The sequence below is a fragment of the Paenibacillus allorhizoplanae genome (assembly GCF_927798215.1).
In the GTDB taxonomy this organism is placed as follows: Bacteria; Bacillota; Bacilli; order Paenibacillales; family NBRC-103111; genus Paenibacillus_E; species Paenibacillus_E allorhizoplanae.
The window spans coordinates 40696-56109 of sequence record NZ_CAKMMW010000019.1; the positions used below are offsets into that span (position 1 = coordinate 40696).

The 15414-nt window shown below is 45.2% G+C and carries 15 protein-coding genes; 11 read left to right on the forward strand and 4 right to left on the reverse strand.

Annotation, left to right across the window (positions count from 1 at the left end):
- Positions 1–85: 85 nt before the first annotated feature.
- Positions 86–2374 (forward strand): copper amine oxidase, encoded by a 2289-nt coding sequence (locus L6I86_RS25145; RefSeq protein ID WP_236291148.1) that lies wholly within the window; start codon positions 86–88, stop codon positions 2372–2374.
- 272 nt (positions 2375–2646) lie between these two features.
- On the opposite strand, the gene L6I86_RS25150 is transcribed toward L6I86_RS25145, so the two are convergent.
- On the reverse strand, positions 2647–3465 hold the full coding sequence (locus tag L6I86_RS25150; protein ID WP_236291149.1) for an AraC family transcriptional regulator: 819 nt from the start codon (positions 3463–3465) through the stop codon (positions 2647–2649).
- Between the two features lie 167 nt (positions 3466–3632).
- On the opposite strand from L6I86_RS25150, the gene L6I86_RS25155 reads away from it, so the two are divergent.
- The 4 genes from L6I86_RS25155 (at position 3633) to L6I86_RS25170 (ending at position 7231) form a co-directional block, all read left to right on the forward strand.
- Entirely contained in the window at positions 3633–4397 is a 765-nt protein-coding gene (locus L6I86_RS25155; RefSeq protein WP_236291150.1) for a phytanoyl-CoA dioxygenase family protein, read from the forward strand.
- Between the two features lie 152 nt (positions 4398–4549).
- Positions 4550–5599, forward strand: coding sequence for an ABC transporter ATP-binding protein (locus L6I86_RS25160; RefSeq protein WP_236291151.1), 1050 nt, complete (start codon positions 4550–4552; stop codon positions 5597–5599).
- Complete coding sequence (locus tag L6I86_RS25165) at positions 5596–6405, forward strand: ABC transporter permease (RefSeq protein ID WP_236291152.1); 810 nt, start codon at positions 5596–5598, stop codon at positions 6403–6405. The genes L6I86_RS25160 and L6I86_RS25165 overlap by 4 nt, the downstream gene beginning before the upstream one ends.
- Positions 6406–6409: 4 nt before the next feature.
- Positions 6410–7231 carry an ABC transporter permease gene (locus tag L6I86_RS25170; protein ID WP_236291153.1) on the forward strand — a complete coding sequence of 274 codons (822 nt, stop codon included), beginning with the start codon at positions 6410–6412 and terminating at the stop codon, positions 7229–7231.
- Here L6I86_RS25170 and L6I86_RS25175 read toward each other — a convergent pair.
- Positions 7185–7451: a hypothetical protein gene (locus L6I86_RS25175; protein ID WP_236291154.1), complete on the reverse strand. Its 267-nt coding sequence runs from the start codon at positions 7449–7451 to the stop codon at positions 7185–7187. The two genes, L6I86_RS25170 and L6I86_RS25175, sit on opposite strands and share 47 nt — an antisense overlap.
- A gap of 226 nt (positions 7452–7677) precedes the next feature.
- On the opposite strand from L6I86_RS25175, the gene L6I86_RS25180 reads away from it, so the two are divergent.
- Genes L6I86_RS25180 through L6I86_RS35715 form a run of 3 tightly spaced genes read left to right on the forward strand, consistent with a single transcriptional unit; the run spans position 7678 to position 9204 of the window.
- Positions 7678–8406 carry a hypothetical protein gene (locus L6I86_RS25180; RefSeq protein ID WP_236291155.1) on the forward strand — a complete coding sequence of 243 codons (729 nt, stop codon included), beginning with the start codon at positions 7678–7680 and terminating at the stop codon, positions 8404–8406.
- Positions 8372–9085 (forward strand): hypothetical protein, encoded by a 714-nt coding sequence (locus tag L6I86_RS25185; RefSeq protein ID WP_236291156.1) that lies wholly within the window; start codon positions 8372–8374, stop codon positions 9083–9085. Before L6I86_RS25180 ends, L6I86_RS25185 begins: the two co-directional genes overlap by 35 nt.
- Positions 9073–9204, forward strand: a complete 132-nt coding sequence (locus tag L6I86_RS35715; RefSeq protein ID WP_276574894.1) for a hypothetical protein — start codon at positions 9073–9075, stop codon at positions 9202–9204. Before L6I86_RS25185 ends, L6I86_RS35715 begins: the two co-directional genes overlap by 13 nt.
- Positions 9205–9261: 57 nt before the next feature.
- Here the strand turns inward: L6I86_RS35715 and L6I86_RS25190 are convergent, their stop codons facing one another.
- Positions 9262–9402, reverse strand: a complete 141-nt coding sequence (locus L6I86_RS25190) for a hypothetical protein (RefSeq protein WP_236291157.1) — start codon at positions 9400–9402, stop codon at positions 9262–9264.
- Complete coding sequence (locus L6I86_RS25195) at positions 9390–10901, reverse strand: sulfatase family protein (protein ID WP_236291158.1); 1512 nt, start codon at positions 10899–10901, stop codon at positions 9390–9392. The genes L6I86_RS25190 and L6I86_RS25195 overlap by 13 nt, the downstream gene beginning before the upstream one ends.
- A gap of 155 nt (positions 10902–11056) precedes the next feature.
- On the opposite strand from L6I86_RS25195, the gene L6I86_RS25200 reads away from it, so the two are divergent.
- The 3 genes from L6I86_RS25200 to L6I86_RS25210 all read left to right on the forward strand — a co-directional run bounded on the left by L6I86_RS25200 (position 11057) and on the right by L6I86_RS25210 (position 15362).
- A complete protein-coding gene (locus L6I86_RS25200; protein ID WP_236291159.1) occupies positions 11057–11899 on the forward strand; it encodes an AraC family transcriptional regulator in 843 nt (280 codons plus the stop codon).
- Between the two features lie 148 nt (positions 11900–12047).
- Positions 12048–13796 (forward strand): sensor histidine kinase, encoded by a 1749-nt coding sequence (locus L6I86_RS25205; RefSeq protein WP_236291160.1) that lies wholly within the window; start codon positions 12048–12050, stop codon positions 13794–13796.
- A gap of 3 nt (positions 13797–13799) precedes the next feature.
- Positions 13800–15362 (forward strand): response regulator transcription factor, encoded by a 1563-nt coding sequence (locus L6I86_RS25210; RefSeq protein WP_236291161.1) that lies wholly within the window; start codon positions 13800–13802, stop codon positions 15360–15362.
- Positions 15363–15414: the final 52 nt, after the last annotated feature.

Here is a 15414-nt window from a genome sequence, read left to right on the forward strand (position 1 = left end):
ATTTTTCCAATATTTTCGTTCACCCTTCTAGTATACTAACCACATCGAGATGAACTTCACTCCACAACAGAAGGGGACTACACGAATGAAAATGATGAATTCTTTGAAAAAAAGCGTAATTGTTGGCACGATGCTGACATTGGCGATCACGCCATTCCTGCCATTTGGTTCGCATCAAGCTTATGCACATGGTGGCAGCTTTGAAGACGAGTATAAGGCGTTACGGCCAACGCTTGAGGAATTTGGAGCAGCGGTGTATTGGGATGAAACGTCGAAGACGATTCAAGTCGTGAAAGATGGCAAAGTAGCTCAGCTTCATTTGAACAGTGCCAATGTGAAAGTGAATGGTTCGGAGCGGACACTTGCTGGGCCCGTTGTAATGAAGAATGGAATCACCTATGTGTATCATGATTTTATCAATGACATTTTCCAATCTGACGTAACTTCAAGTGTTCAAATTTCAAAAGATACCAACCCATTAAATCCGCTAACCGCTCAAGAGATTGAGAAGGCAGTCAGCATTGTCAAAGGATCTGGAAGTTACAAAGAGTCCTTGCTCTTTACGGAAATCTCGTTGAAGCCACCGGCGAAAAGCGATGTGTGGAACTATGTATTGGAAGGCGAAAGAAATAAGCTGCTACCTAGAGTAGCTGAATTCGTAGCGTTGGATGGTAAGCAAGTCATTGAGGGTGAAGTGAATCTTGCGGATGGGAAGCTGACCAAGTGGGAAACCAAGGAAGGCGCGCAAGGCATGGTTACGCTAGACGATATGATTACGGTGCAGAGTGTCATTGAAGGGGATGCAGCGTATGCCCAAGCCATTGCGAAGAGAGGCATTACGGATATCAAAAAAGTGGTGACGACCCCTTTGACGGTTGGCTATTTTGGCGGCGAGGATGATCTGGTTGAGGATGCACGACTCTTGAAGGTTGTTTCTTATTTGGATACAGGGGATGGCAATTTCTGGGCGCACCCTATTGAAGATCTAGTGGCCGTTGTTGATTTGGAAAAGAAACAAATAATAAAGATTGAGGATAATGGGGTTATCCCAGTTCCAATGCAAGCAAATCCGTATGATGGTCGTAATTTTGCGGACAAGCTAGCCCTGAAGCCGCTTACGATTGAGGAATCATCGGGTAAAAATTACGATTTAACAGGCAATATGATCTCCTGGGGGAACTGGGATTTCCATCTGAGATTGGATAGTCGAGTTGGCCCCATTCTTTCGACAATGACGTATAACGATCAAGGAGAAAAGCGGAAAATCATGTACGAGGGCTCACTCGGCGGGATGGTCGTCCCTTATGGGGATCCGGATATTGGTTGGTACTTCAAAACGTATTTTGATTCCGGGGAGTATGGCATGGGGACCCTTACATCATCTCTTGTCAAAGGAAAGGATGTTCCTGACAACGCGGTGTTGCTAGATGCAGTCACGGCAGACACGCAAGGCAATCCACGCACCATTCCGAATGCGATAGCTGTTTTCGAACAATATGCGGGACCCGAGTATCGCCACGATACGATGTCGGCGCAAGGAACGGATAGCAAAGAGCGTAGAGAATTAGTTGTTCGCTGGATCTCAACGGTGGGAAATTATGATTATATTTTCGACTGGGTGCTGCAACCGAACGGTACGATCAAAATCGATGTAGGCGCCTCCGGGATTGAAGCGGTCAAAGGTGTCGTAACTACCAACATGCACGATGCAACGGCTGCCGATGATACGAAATATGGCACATTGCTTGATAAAAATATCGTAGGCACAACGCACCAGCATATATATAATTTTAGACTCGATATGGATGTGGATGGGGAAAATAACTCTTTAACGGAAATTGATCCAAAAGTCGCTGAGAATATGGATGGCGGACCTCGTAAAAGTGTCATGATCACCGAGCACAAAACCGTTAAAACCGAACAAGAAGCAACTCAAAAATTCGATCCATCCACGATTCGAATTCTAAGTAATCCGAATAAGGAAAATAAAGTGGGTAATCCGGTCTCTTATCAAATCATTCCTTTTGCTGGTGGAACACACCCGATTGCGAAGGGAGCTCTGTTCAGTGCTGACGATTGGCTTTTCAAGCGCGCAGGCTTTATGGATAAGCAAATTTGGGTGACGACATACAATCCGGATGAGCGTTATCCAGAAGGTAAATACCCGAATCGTACTGCGAAGGATACAGGCTTAGGTCAATTCACAGCTGACAATGCCTCGATCGAGAATACAGATGACGTGGTATGGATCACAACGGGTGCTACCCATGTGGCTCGAGCGGAAGAATGGCCGATTATGCCAACGGAATGGGTACACGCGATGTTGAAGCCGTGGAATTTCTTCGACAATACGCCAACCATGAATTTACCTTAAAAGATGTTGGACACGTCTCTCGGTGTTTAACTGGAAAACCTCCATCTATTTTCACTCGAAAAGCCTGATATAGCTGATTAGATGGAAAAAGTACAGTTAAAATACCCGTGATCGGCTGTTTCAGCCAAATCAGGCCATATTAACTGTACATAATCCATCTAGTTGATTGGATTTGATAAAAACAGGGAGGATTAGCTGGAGTTTTTACAGTTAGATGTGTGCTTGGAGGTTCTCGGCGGCACCGTGACCGTTGCGGCTAGAAAAGAAGCTGATCATAGATCAGCTTCTTTGTCATTTCCCCGCCAATTGCCATGGCGGTAATCGGAAGGGGTAGTGCCCGTCGTGCTTTTGAACATACGCGCAAAATGAAACGAGTTCTTGAAACCGCAGCGCATAGCGATTTCGCCAATGGCTAAGCCGGTTTGTATCAGTAATTCGTTGGCTCGCAGAATGCGATAATTCCACACGAATTTAATGGGTGTGATGCCCTCGTGTTTACGGAACAAGCGAACCAGATGTTCAGGGGACAATCCGACCTCATCCGCAATGCCTTCCAGCGAGAGATGATCATGGAAGTGATGCTCAATATACTGCTTCGCATGTAGAATCGTAGGATGCGTATGTTGCATATGATTGTTAGTCGATTCCGCAATAAATAATTGAATAGCCGCTAGTCCTAAGCTGCAAAGGGTCTCTGAGGTCGCATTGTAGCGCAATCTTAAGGAAATTAAGATGTCCGTTAAGCGATTCATCTCTTCACTTATAGCTTGTGTATGTGGCAATTGCTCCAATTGGTCGCGTTGCTGCTCCGTAAGTTCACCAACATGAACGGCTATCCAGCGATGCCAAGTTTCTTGCTCTTTCGCGAACAAGAACTGTTCCTGATGACCAGGCTTCAAGAGGATCACTTGTCCAGGCTGAATCCTATGCGAAACCTCATCAATATGCACGGTCATGGAGCCGGTATGCAGCAAAACTAGTTGCAGATCCGCCTGTACACGGGGACCAAACCGACTGCCCGGTGGATAGACAACGGTTCCGCCAACGGCAGCTCGTACTTTGGGGATGTCAATTATGGATTCTGATGTCATGAGCGAGATCCTTTTCGATGATTTAATGAAAGAGATTGATACTGTTCACTAACGGTTGAATATCAATTACAGATACATAATCGTCAATCACAGCCATGTTCGGAATGGGAGTGCGACTGTATGCTAAGTATATAGCTCGAGCTTATATTTTGAAAGGGGAATGGGATATGCAAAGTCAAGTTAAGGATCGTTTGGCACCGTTAGGGGAAAAAGAATTGGCATTTTTTCATGAGCATGGGTACTATTTATTGAAAAAAGGGTGCAGTGAAGATCTTGTTGATGCCTTTAATGGACACATTCACTCGATACGCTCAGCTGATGAGATAGCCGAATGGGCGCTCCCCAAAAAAGGCGGTCAGCATGTAACAGATAAGGACCGATTCTCAGTGCGATTATTTAATCCACATAAGCATGACGGCTTCTCGCGACAAATCATGAAACTCCCTGTCGTGCGAGGTGCGCTTGCTCAAATGATGGGGGACGAGGCCGTTTGTGTGCAAAGTATGTACTTCTATAAGGAGCCGGGCTCCCCAGGGCAAGCGCCGCATCAGGACTACTACTATATTAAAGATGACCCCAAGTCCATGATTGCTGCTTGGATTGCTTTGGAGGAAGTCGTTGATGAAGAGAATGGCTGTTTATGGGTAATCCCAGGTACACACAAGTTAGGGTTGCTTCCACATGGGAAAGTAACGAATCTCGAAGAACATGAAAGCTGGACAGATGAAACTGAAGGTGTGGATTTGAGTCGAGAGATTCCAGTTATTATGGAAAAAGGGGACATTTTATTTTTCCATGAGCTGCTCATTCATTCCTCCTACAAAAATCGCAGCAAGGATCGCTGGCGCCGTTCGTATGTGTGTCATTATATTCGGAATGATTCCACGGTCTTGTTCCGGGAAGATCTACGTGTCAAATATCCACTATATTAATTCAGTCAGAGCAGCCTTGCATCTTCAGATGAGGGCTGCTTTTTATTACAACGGTCTCTCATTCTGCGAAAAAGTAATAACATCCCTATGGAAATCCTTGCTATAATGGATGAGATTTAGATCGGACTATCGCAACTAAAGGGGAGAGCGCTTTGTCGTTAATTGAGGTTAAGCATTTACGGAAAACATTTGAAACCGATGTGAGACGAACGGGGCGATTTGCAACAATTCGGAGCTTGATCAAGCCCGAGAAGCGAGAGATGGTCGCGGTGGAGGATATTTCTTTTTCCATTGAAAAAGGGGAGAGTGTTGCCTATTTGGGACCTAATGGTGCAGGCAAATCGACAACGATCAAAATGCTGACGGGAATCCTGGAGCCGAGCGGCGGAAGTATTGAGGTGGCAGGTTTGATCCCGCATAAAAGCAGGAAGATGAGTTCCTATCAGATTGGTGTCGTATTCGGACAACGAAGTCAACTGCTGTTTGATTTGCCTGTGAAGGATTCGTATGATTTATTACGGTATATGTATAGCATCTCTTGGGAGCAATATCACAGAAATTTACGTGAATTTGCAGAGGTTCTGGAAGTTGAGCATCTACTCAATCGTCCGGTGAGAACGCTTTCTCTTGGTCAGCGGATGCGTTGTGAAATCCTGGCTTCCTTGCTCCACGAGCCGGATATCCTCTTTCTGGATGAGCCTACCATTGGGCTCGATGTTGTGGCGAAGGAGCGAATCCGTGCATTTATAGAGAAGATCAATCGGGAAAAAGGCGTGACACTGCTGCTGACAACACATGACATGCATGATATCGAACGGTTGTGTCACCGGACGATGATTATTGATAAAGGGCACCTCATTTATGATGGCAGCTTGCAGCATATTCGCGATCATTATGCGACTGAACGTCAAATTAAAGCGACCTTCGAGGATACAATGCTCGCCGAAGCGGCTGCATCACTTTTCATTGGCTTCAATGTGCATACGTTGGTTGAAGAGCGGATGCTCAAAGTTTCCTATGATCAGCATCACATTGATACGTCCACATTACTTAAGCATCTGTTAGAGCACACACAGCCGCGTGATCTGACCATGCAGGATGAAAACATCGACGCCTTAATTTCTCGGATTTATCGTGAAGGTATTTCAGGCTCGCCGCAGGAGCCACAGCATGAGTTGGAAGGTGTGGTTGTTAGCTCATGAATACCCTTCAACGACTAGGCGGTATGTCTCGCATTGCGGTTCGCCAACGCATGCAGTTTCGATTTGATTTTATGATGACACTCGTATCAACGCTTATGTTCTGTGTGCTTTATTACATGCTGTGGAAAGCGATTTATATGTATGGCAGCGGGCAGGTGTTGCCTTGGGAGCAATTAATAACCTATGTCATGGTAGGACAAACGATTAACTTTGCTCGCTGGTCACCGGCAGAACGTGCTCCCACCTACGCCATGGCGTTACGTGTTCGTTCCGGGGACATAGCGCTGGATTTGATCCGACCGGTGGACTTCCAAGTACAACGATTTGTAGAAGCCGCAGGCTTTTTTGCCGTGGAAATGTTGTGGGTGAATATTCCCGCGCTTCTGCTGCTGATCTTCGGGCTCGGCATTCAATCACCACCAAGCTTGGCTGCAGGAGCGGCATTTCTTTTAAGTCTTATTATCGGTTTCTTGGTAGCGTTCAGTATTAACTCGATTATTATGATGATTTCGTTCATGACCACGAATACGTTCGGGGTACAGTTGGCGAAACGAGCGATGATGGATATTTTCGCAGGAACGTTGATTCCATTCGATTTCTTCCCAAGCAGCTTACAAACGGTTCTAACCTATTTACCATTTCAAGCTATGGCTTATATTCCCTTATCGATTTATACAGGCAAGCTGACGGGGGTACATATGGGGTATGCGCTATTAGAGCAGATTGCGTGGGCGATAGTAATGATTGTCATTAGTCGATTGTTGTGGATGAAAGCGGCGAAGCGACTAGCGATTAACGGGGGGTGAGAGGATGTTAGCACCAAAGAGAAGCTTCATGCAGCAGGTAGCGTATCTGATTGGGATGTATGGTCATTTTCTAAAAGTGTATGTCAAAACGTTGGTTGAATATCGTGCGGATACGATCATTGCGGTCATTGCGGGGATCGTTGCGCAGGGAAGTACGCTGATTTTCTTGACGGTTATTTTCAAACGCATTCCGATGTTGGCAGGTTGGGACTACAATGAGTTGGTCTTCATGTTCGGACTGGCCGCCACGGGTCGAGCACTGAATCAAACATTTTTCAATGCGCCTTTCATGCTAACAGGCAACATTCGGAATGGACGGATGGATATGATGATGGTGCGGCCTGTTGGCGTGCTTTTTCAAACCATTGGCTACTCCCAAGAGTTGAATGGCGTCGGCCAATTGATTACTGGCATAGCCATTATGGGCTATGCGGCGTCTCATTTGGAGATGAGTTGGACGTTCTTGAGTGTACTATATGTGGTCATTGCTTTATTGTGCAGCGCTCTTATTCAATTCTCGATTCTATTAACGATTAGTGTATTAACATTCTGGTTTCAGGAGATACGATCTCTCATTTATCCAATAACGTGGCTATATGATTTTACAAGGTATCCCATGCAAATCTTTCACCCCATTCTACGTGGATTGTTAACTTACGTCATTCCTTATTCATTGGCTAGCTTCTATCCAGCGGCGTTTCTATTGCGACCAGAGCAATACGGCTGGGCCGCTTGGGGCGTTCCAGCCGTAACGATGGTGGTCGTAATGGGGGCTTATTTTATATGGTCACAGGGGTTAAGGCGTTATTCGAGTGTTGCGGGATAAATTGTTCGTTGCGACTGCAGTCGATATACATGGGATACACACCTTCCTGTATGGGAGGAGCGACCTTGATGGTAATAGGTGGTACCGCTGCGGTCAGAGGCTCTTGCAAGTTGGAAGCCGTCTGTCTGAGGCGCTTACTCTTCTCGAAGACATCAATGACGAGATAGTACATAATACATAGCACGATAAAACCCAATCCGCAGATTTGTAAGTTTTGCATCCTAGTACGCCTCCTATGAATCATTTTTCATAGATTAACGCATTTCGGATGCGATGTCGCTCGAAAATCGGTGTCGTTTTCTGACATATTGTCGAAAGGCTCCTAAATGTATGCCTTTATCTTGACATTAACAGTGAGAACCATTATCATTTGGTGTAGAGAACTAAATGAAAATGATTATCAATTGGTGACGAGAATGAACGGCATCATGAGGGGGCTAGTCGATATGGAACATAGCGAGAATGGTATTGGCGTCGGGAACTTGCAGGTTATTGCGGATTTTCAATTAGAGCGATGGCTGCATACCCTTACTCATGAAGATCGTGGGACAGATTCGCAGGAGTTGAATTGGCAGCAGCTTGCCCAATTCGCAGCGTATCACGCGATCAACGCATGGTATTCATTACCACCTGCTGCTCGGACACAACAAATGTTAAAGAATGAATTCGAGAAAAAGTGGACGAATAAAACGCAAAAATTCGGGACGGATGCCTTTTATAGTGAGGTTAAACATCGCATTATGGATCAGTTGTATCACAGTCTGACGAATAAAAGTCGGATCGAGTGGCCGCTCCTTTTATTCGAAAGCATAGATGTATGGATTGATGAGCTGGATTTGGGATTATCCATGATCGTTCAAGTGATGGAATCCTCAGAACAATCCGTTGTGATTTATAAATTTGTCATGGAAGACAGCGCGGCTTCGCTTGCTCTGTTTACACATATGTCGGTTGTTTTTTGTAAGAAGGCCTTCGGAGAGAAACCTGTGCAGCTGCAAGTCGTCAATCTGATGAGCGGCAAGCAGCATCACATTGCGACGAACCATGTCACAATGGAACAATCGTTGGATTATCTCAGGCTTGTGAAAGATGTGTTTTTGGAAAGTCGCAGGTGCACCTGCTGCAGAGAGGACGGACTTCATGGAAATAAATTCGACTTGGCAATCCACCAATGACTTGCTGTCCCTAAAGTTTACTACGTTGACCGCATCTCGAGACGGGGTATTGTATGCGGGAACGGAAGGACATGGGGTGGTCCAATTCTCCCCGTTACGTTCCTGGGAAAGTGCATCGGAAGGTTTGCCAGCGCAGGTTCATGTCTACCGTTTAGATTGGATGGAGACGCAGCTATTCGCTTCTACGAGCCACGGATTGTATCATTTAGAGGATGAGATATGGCAGCAAACGAGTGTCACTGATCCCTGTTATGCGGCGATTGGCTGGGGCGATCGATTTGTTCTCACGGAGAACGGCTTGCTCTGTGGAAATGACGATGAATGGCTGCCGCTGGCCTACCGTGGAAAGAAAACCTATGATTTGCTCGTGACACCTCATTTTATATTCCTTGGTTACGAAGATGGCGTTGCCTTTTACGATTTATTTACTGGCGAATGGTGCAGTATGCCACTCCATCAAGCGGTGACTAGTTTAGCCATATTCAACACGATGCTGGTCGGGACGACGGAACGTGGGGGGTTGATCGTGGGTAATAACAATGGCGGATTCAATCAACATCGGTTCGATGGGATGTTTTTGAATCGCTTAGTCACGCATCGGGGGGAAGTCTACGTTTGTGCCAATTCGGGGCTGTATAAGCTAATGAGATCAGAGGCAACATTATTTTGCACACGTTAAATGCACAAGCCGAGGTGACGGATCTACTAATTTGGCGTGATATGATGGTCATATCGACGCGTGATTCAGGTATTAAATATAAGCATGCCGATAAGACAGGTTTTCAAACGGTTTTGTAAGAGATAAAAGCTCCCAGCGATTGTATGCGCGGGAGCTTTTTTTGCGTGAGACGTCGATTATGGCAGTCTCAGAGTCGTAGCAAGTGAACGCTGCTGCTGAGCTGTCGGAAACTGCACGCTCAGGATGAATGTGCAGCAACAAGCAGCGGTAACAGCATGCTCAACCGCCTTAAGCGTCATGCGCCCTAAGCATGCCAAATCCTTGGCATCGCTATCGGTTCTTTCCCCAGTTCCGCCCAAATATAGGACAGCAGCAGGCGAGCTTTCAAATCTTTATAATCGGCCTCATCCCATAAATTACGAATCTCACCTGGATCCTCTTGGAGGTCAAAGAGTTCGCCATAGGTTTGATTATAGTAAACGGTTAGCTTATATCGATCATCTACATACGTTTTCTGGTGAATGGTTGTCTTCTCGTGACGGAATTCGCAAATCGCGTGGTCACGCGCGCGTTCTGATTGACCTGTCCACACACCGCTTTGGTCAACACCCGTCATGAAGCATGGGACCGGGAGGCCAGCCATGGATAGAAAAGTAGGTGCGAGATCGACGAGAGATTGGATTGCAGTCGACGTTTTACCCGCTGGAACTTGACCTGGATAACGGACGATGAAAGGGAGCTTAATCAAATCTTCATAATGGAAGCCGCCTTTGTATTGTAGACCATGCTGCCCGAAGAAATGACCATGATCCGTGGTAAATACAACGATCGTATTCTCGGCAAGCCCAAGCTCGTCCAACCGATCCAAGATACGGCCAATGTGTGCATCCATGCAGCTGATCATCCCGTAATAGGTGGCCACGAGTTGCTTGCGTTCACTCTCCGGCAGGTGGGAATGGGAGGAATAGCCATGAATGCCATAGCCGCTTTCTTTCAGATAAGAGAAGTCGGGATTCTCTTCTTGTGTCAGCTGAAAATGTGGTGGATTCTTCTCGTGCTCGCCAGGTGTGACGGTTGGGATGGTCAACTTCTCTGGATCATACATCGTGTCCCAAGGCGAAGGGACTAAATAGTCGGGATGCGGGTCGAAGAAGCTCGACCATAAGAAGAAGCCATCATCGGACTCCTTGTATTGTTCAAGCAGCGCATTCGTTCTTTCTGCAATCCACGTATTATAGTGGAACTCCTCCGGAATAGCCCAATGATGCAGCTGATTAGGGTCCATGGTTCCAGTTGGAGCTAAGAAATAATCACGCCAGTTCGTGAGCCCTTTCTCCTCCATCCATAGCGCATAATGTTGTCCCACATGAGCTTCATTCGTATGATTCCGTGCTAATTCAACATGGTCAAAGCCATAGAAAGGTTGGTCAAATGCTTTCCAATAATCCAGGTCCTGCAGGATTGGATAAGCTTCTAGTGAGGGATATTCCTCTGTACTTTTGAGTGGTTGGAAATGTGCTTTACCGATCAGTGCTGTGCGATAATCCGCTTTCTTGAAATCTTCACCTACGGTATGTCGATCTTCCAAAAGCTTCGTGCCGAGCGTCCATGCACCATGTTGGCTAGGATATTGTCCAGTTATAATGGAAGATCTAGTCGGTGTACATGTAGGATTGGGGCAATAAGCCCTTGTAAAAGTCGTTCCTTCATGAACGAGTCGATCTAAGTTAGGCGTAGATAGCTCTGGATTAAAAGCGCCAATCGTGTTCCAATGCTGCTGATCACTTGTGATGAGTAGAATATTCGGTTTCTTCAAGGGGATCTTCCGCCTTTCTTTATTCTCTTACATACTAGGTTCAGTATAGAAATACGAGGGGGAAAATAACATGATAGAATGTTAGGAAGTTGTCATTATGTCTACTTTTTCATAAAATTAGGTTATGAGTAACATGGGCGTAGAGGAGGCAAGAGATGCAAGAATATGAGATGGAATTCGCCGATGTTTGGTTCGCTATTCCCCACCCCTTTCAAACAGCAAGCGGCTGTTGGATTGTACGGGCAGGGCAGAATATCGCCAAGTCCACGTATCACATAGGACCCAAAGTGATTGAGCAGACGAGCTTTCATTGGATTGTACAAGGCAAGGTAAGGGTGACTTCACTTGACCATACCGTTGAATTAAGCGAAGGGGATTTATTTTGCTTATTTCCCGGACGGCCTTATGTATACGAAACGATGCAAACGGAAGACAGTACTCCGCCATTGAGAATGATTTGGCTAGCTATGGAAGGCAATCAATTGCCGTTATTAACAGCGGAGTTTGGCCTAACGCCACATAAATATTGGTTACATGGAATCGTGAATAACGAAGTTGGAGAAGCACTGCGAAGCGTGATAGGGGCCATTTCGGGGACGAAGAAAAATATGTTTCTCGAACAGCGGGCACTCAGTGATCTTTTTTATAAAATGAACCTGCAAGCAAACCGTTCCGCCTCCAAAGAGAAAGAGAACTGGCTCGCTCAAGTGAAGGATTTCTTCGATTTGCACTATACGGAGCATATTCGTGTTGAGGATGCCGCCCACCATTTTGGCTACCATCGGTCGCATGTGTATGCTGCATTCCTGAAGAAGTATGGCACTTCACCACAGCGTTACTTAGCCACCAAGCGTTTGGAGAAGGGCGCCGAACTGCTCAAAACCACGTCGTTATCGGTAACAGAAATCGCCTATTCGTTGGGGTATTCCGAATTATATGCCTTCACACGGGCATTTACGACGTATATGGGGGTCTCACCACGCAGTTATCGGGGGTAAGGCCTCCACAATTAATAATAAGACCGTGTTTCCTTGGTATCCGAGGGATGCGGTCTATTTCACTATGGATTTTTGACAGTTGAACGTTGACCATTATCTTTCAGAATGCCATAATCGATGATAAAACGAAATAGGGAGTCGGCCAATTATGGGATTACGTTCAGTCCTTGATATGTATCGGCATATGAAGATCAAAAATAAGTTGTCGATTTTGATAACGATGATTATTGCGGTATCTTTGGCATTTACAATTTTGATCCAGCAATATGTGTTTTCGATCTACGATGGGCAAATTTATGATAAATCTTCACGCGTGCTCAATTTATCGTCTACCGCGATCGAAACGGAGCTTAAGCGATTGCAGCAGCTCTCTTATCGGATTCTGGCAGAAGAGCAAGTTCAAGAATGGTTGACTTCACTCAAAAAAAATCCTTCCGATTATGATCGACTCATCATTAGTCAATACTTGGTAGATCGACTTATCAGCTATTCCGGAGAGGAACCCTATTTATTTTCCATTCAAATTATGGATGCCAAAGGAAATGGGCATGAAGGCGGCAACATTCTAAGAATGGACGCTGAACGGAAAAGGCACATCTTGAATGTGGCTGCGGAAGGTAATGGGGAAAATCGTTGGATATACCCGGACAGCAATGATTCTGCCTTGATTGCAACGCGGGAAATTCGCTCCTTTCACAAAACGAACTTTGATTTGGACTATTTAGGGACGCTTGTCATTCGAATCAATATTGAGAAGCTTGTACGCGATATCGCGCCTGAAGATGGCGATGTTATGATTGTTTCCGATGAGCATGTGATCTTTCCTAGTGAACCTTCCTTCGATTTGGGTCGAATTACGAAGCCTGTGAATGCAAGTAAAGGTTATGAAATTCAGAAGATTAACGGCGAAGAATATTTCATTGCCCAAATCCAGTCACTGAATACAAGTTGGACTTACTTGAACATCACGCCATTTAATCAAATCTTTGACCGCATCATCTTCATCAAGGAAATGGTTGTTTTCGTCTTTATTGCGATATTCGTAGTCGTGATCTTGTTAGGCATACGATTCTCGTACAGTTTAACTAGGCCGATCGACGAACTGATGGTGCGGATGAAGCTGGCGGAGAAAGGGAACTTCGAAGAGGCGAATTTATTTCCGCCAGGCGGGCAGGTAGCCATGAATGAAATTGGGCTCTTACAGCGAAGCTTCCGATTCATGATTGAACGGATCAATACGTTAATTCAGGAGAATTATGCGAATCGACTTCTGATTAAAGAAACGGAATTTAAAGCACTGCAGTCCCAAATAAACCCGCATTTTCTTTACAACACGTTAGAATCGATTAATTGGATGGCCAAAGTAAATCGACAATCCAAAATCTCCGAGATGGTGGAAGCGCTGGCTTATTTGCTTCGCCACTCTGTCGATTTGAAGGAACCCATCATTACACTCGGTGAGGAAATTGATATTGTTCGCAGCTATGTGACAATTCAGAAAATCCGATTCGAAGAACGATTGGTGTTTAGGTTGGATGTGCCTGAAGAATTAATGAGTCGGGCTATTCCCAAGCTGACCCTCCAGCCGCTGATGGAGAATGCCATTCATTATGCGCTAGAGTCAATCATTGAGCCTTGTGAGATTACAATTCGAGGCTGGAGTACAGAAGAAGGCATCTTCCTTGCTGTTGATGATACGGGACCAGGAATTCCCAATGGACTTATTGAAAGACTGCGTAGTGGTGAAGTGACGACGAAGGGGAAAGGTATCGGACTCCTGAATATTGATGATCGGATTAAGCTTGCTTTTGGCGAAGCGTACGGAATTCGAGTGGATGAGTCAGCCAAACAGGGGGCTTCTATCATTTTAAGTTTACCTAAAGGACAGGAGGAATAAGGAATGTATAACGTATTGTTAGTTGATGATGAGCGTATTATCCTGGATGGCATCTCACGTATGGTGGATTGGTCTTCCTTACAAACGGAACTTATGGGGACTGCGCGTAATGGTGTAGAAGCTTTTGAAATTATACAGAGACAGGCGCCTGATATTATCATAAGTGATATTCGTATGCCTGGGATGGATGGGCTTGAGCTGGTGGCGCGTGTGCATGAGGCGTATCCGCATATTCGCTTCGTGCTGCTATCAGGTTTTGGTGAATTTGACTATGCGAGCAGAGCGATGCAGTATGGCGTTAAGCATTATTTACTCAAGCCAACGAATGAAGGGAAGATCGGGGAAGCGCTGAAGGAAATCGTGGCAGAGCTAGAACAGGAGACAAGTAAAGAGTCGTTCGTTCGGAATATGAAGGCTGAGCTTGAGAAAGTGATGCCGCATGTGAAAGAACAATTCCTCAAGGAGTTTGTGACGAATAAGACGTATGGCAAAGTGGATTGGGACTATTTTCGAAGCTTATTTAAGCTTGACTTTGATTACCAAATTCGACTTCTCTTGTTTCAGTTGGAAGAGGGATTCGAGTTTGAACTACTATTCGCCATCAAGAATATTGCTCAGGAAATCCTAGTTAGTCCTCTCCTTAGCACGACCATTGGGAATCATGTCTTAATTTTATTGGAAGAATCAGATCACATCGATCAGCTCCATGAGCGGATCTATCATATTCGAGATACTTTTCAAAGTTATTATAAAAGGGATGTCACGATCGCACTTAGTGAACCTAGTCACATAACACTAGCTAGAACGCTGTATAGGCAATGCCTTCATTTGTTGAATTATCGCTTTTATTTGGGAGAGGGCAGTCTCATTACCCGTAAGGATACCGAAGGTTCCCAAGAAGCTTCGCCGAAGGAGCTGGGTTGGGATGAGGAACGTCTCAATATGTCGGTGAGATCTGGTCATCGTGAGGAAGCGGAAGCCGCTTTACGTGCTTTTATTGGGGGCTTGAAAGAAGCTCAGCTTGATATTGATGTAACAAAATCATATGTCATTCAGCAATTTGTATCACTAGTTCGACAGTGCGCACCCGAAGAAATGAATCATTATTTCACCCAAATTCCCTTGATTGTTGAAATGAACACACTGCAATCGATTCAAACGTTTATGGAGAATGTTGTTATTACCATGACGGAACGATTCTATGGACTTAACAAAGTGAAGCATAGTGCAATTGTTCAAAAGGTTATTGATGTAATCACTTCTCAGCTTGGGAACTCCGAGCTCAGCTTGAATTGGGTAGCGCATGAAATGCTGTATATGAATGCAGACTATCTCGGGAAACTATTCAAGAAGGAAACTGGCGAGAAATTTTCTAATTATGTCATGAAAGCTAGAATAAATCGCGCTACCGAGTTAATCGCTGAGGATGCGGATATCAAAATTTTCGAACTCGCTGAACGACTTGGTTTCGGAGACAATCCACAATACTTTAGTCAAGTATTCAAAAAATATCGAGGTTCAACCCCATCGGAATACATGAAATCGACAGACACCTCTGCATTTTAAACAAATAGGTCTGTATTTTGGATTAACGTTTGCTCCTTCCAGCGGCATAATA

Excerpts from the sequence above, each read along its gene's own strand:
- L6I86_RS25210 (WP_236291161.1), top strand. The coding sequence starts at position 13,800 with ATGTATAACGTATTGTTAGTTGATGATGAGCGTATTATCCTGGATGGC.
- L6I86_RS25175 (WP_236291154.1), bottom strand. The coding sequence starts at position 7,451 with ATGCAAAACTTACAAATCTGCGGATTGGGTTTTATCGTGCTATGTATT.
- L6I86_RS25180 (WP_236291155.1), top strand. The coding sequence starts at position 7,678 with ATGGAACATAGCGAGAATGGTATTGGCGTCGGGAACTTGCAGGTTATT.
- L6I86_RS25155 (WP_236291150.1), top strand. The coding sequence starts at position 3,633 with ATGCAAAGTCAAGTTAAGGATCGTTTGGCACCGTTAGGGGAAAAAGAA.
- L6I86_RS25170 (WP_236291153.1), top strand. The coding sequence starts at position 6,410 with ATGTTAGCACCAAAGAGAAGCTTCATGCAGCAGGTAGCGTATCTGATT.
- L6I86_RS25185 (WP_236291156.1), top strand. The coding sequence starts at position 8,372 with ATGGAAATAAATTCGACTTGGCAATCCACCAATGACTTGCTGTCCCTA.
- L6I86_RS25165 (WP_236291152.1), top strand. The coding sequence starts at position 5,596 with ATGAATACCCTTCAACGACTAGGCGGTATGTCTCGCATTGCGGTTCGC.
- L6I86_RS25200 (WP_236291159.1), top strand. The coding sequence starts at position 11,057 with ATGCAAGAATATGAGATGGAATTCGCCGATGTTTGGTTCGCTATTCCC.
- L6I86_RS25145 (WP_236291148.1), top strand. The coding sequence starts at position 86 with ATGAAAATGATGAATTCTTTGAAAAAAAGCGTAATTGTTGGCACGATG.
- L6I86_RS25205 (WP_236291160.1), top strand. The coding sequence starts at position 12,048 with ATGGGATTACGTTCAGTCCTTGATATGTATCGGCATATGAAGATCAAA.
- L6I86_RS25150 (WP_236291149.1), bottom strand. The coding sequence starts at position 3,465 with ATGACATCAGAATCCATAATTGACATCCCCAAAGTACGAGCTGCCGTT.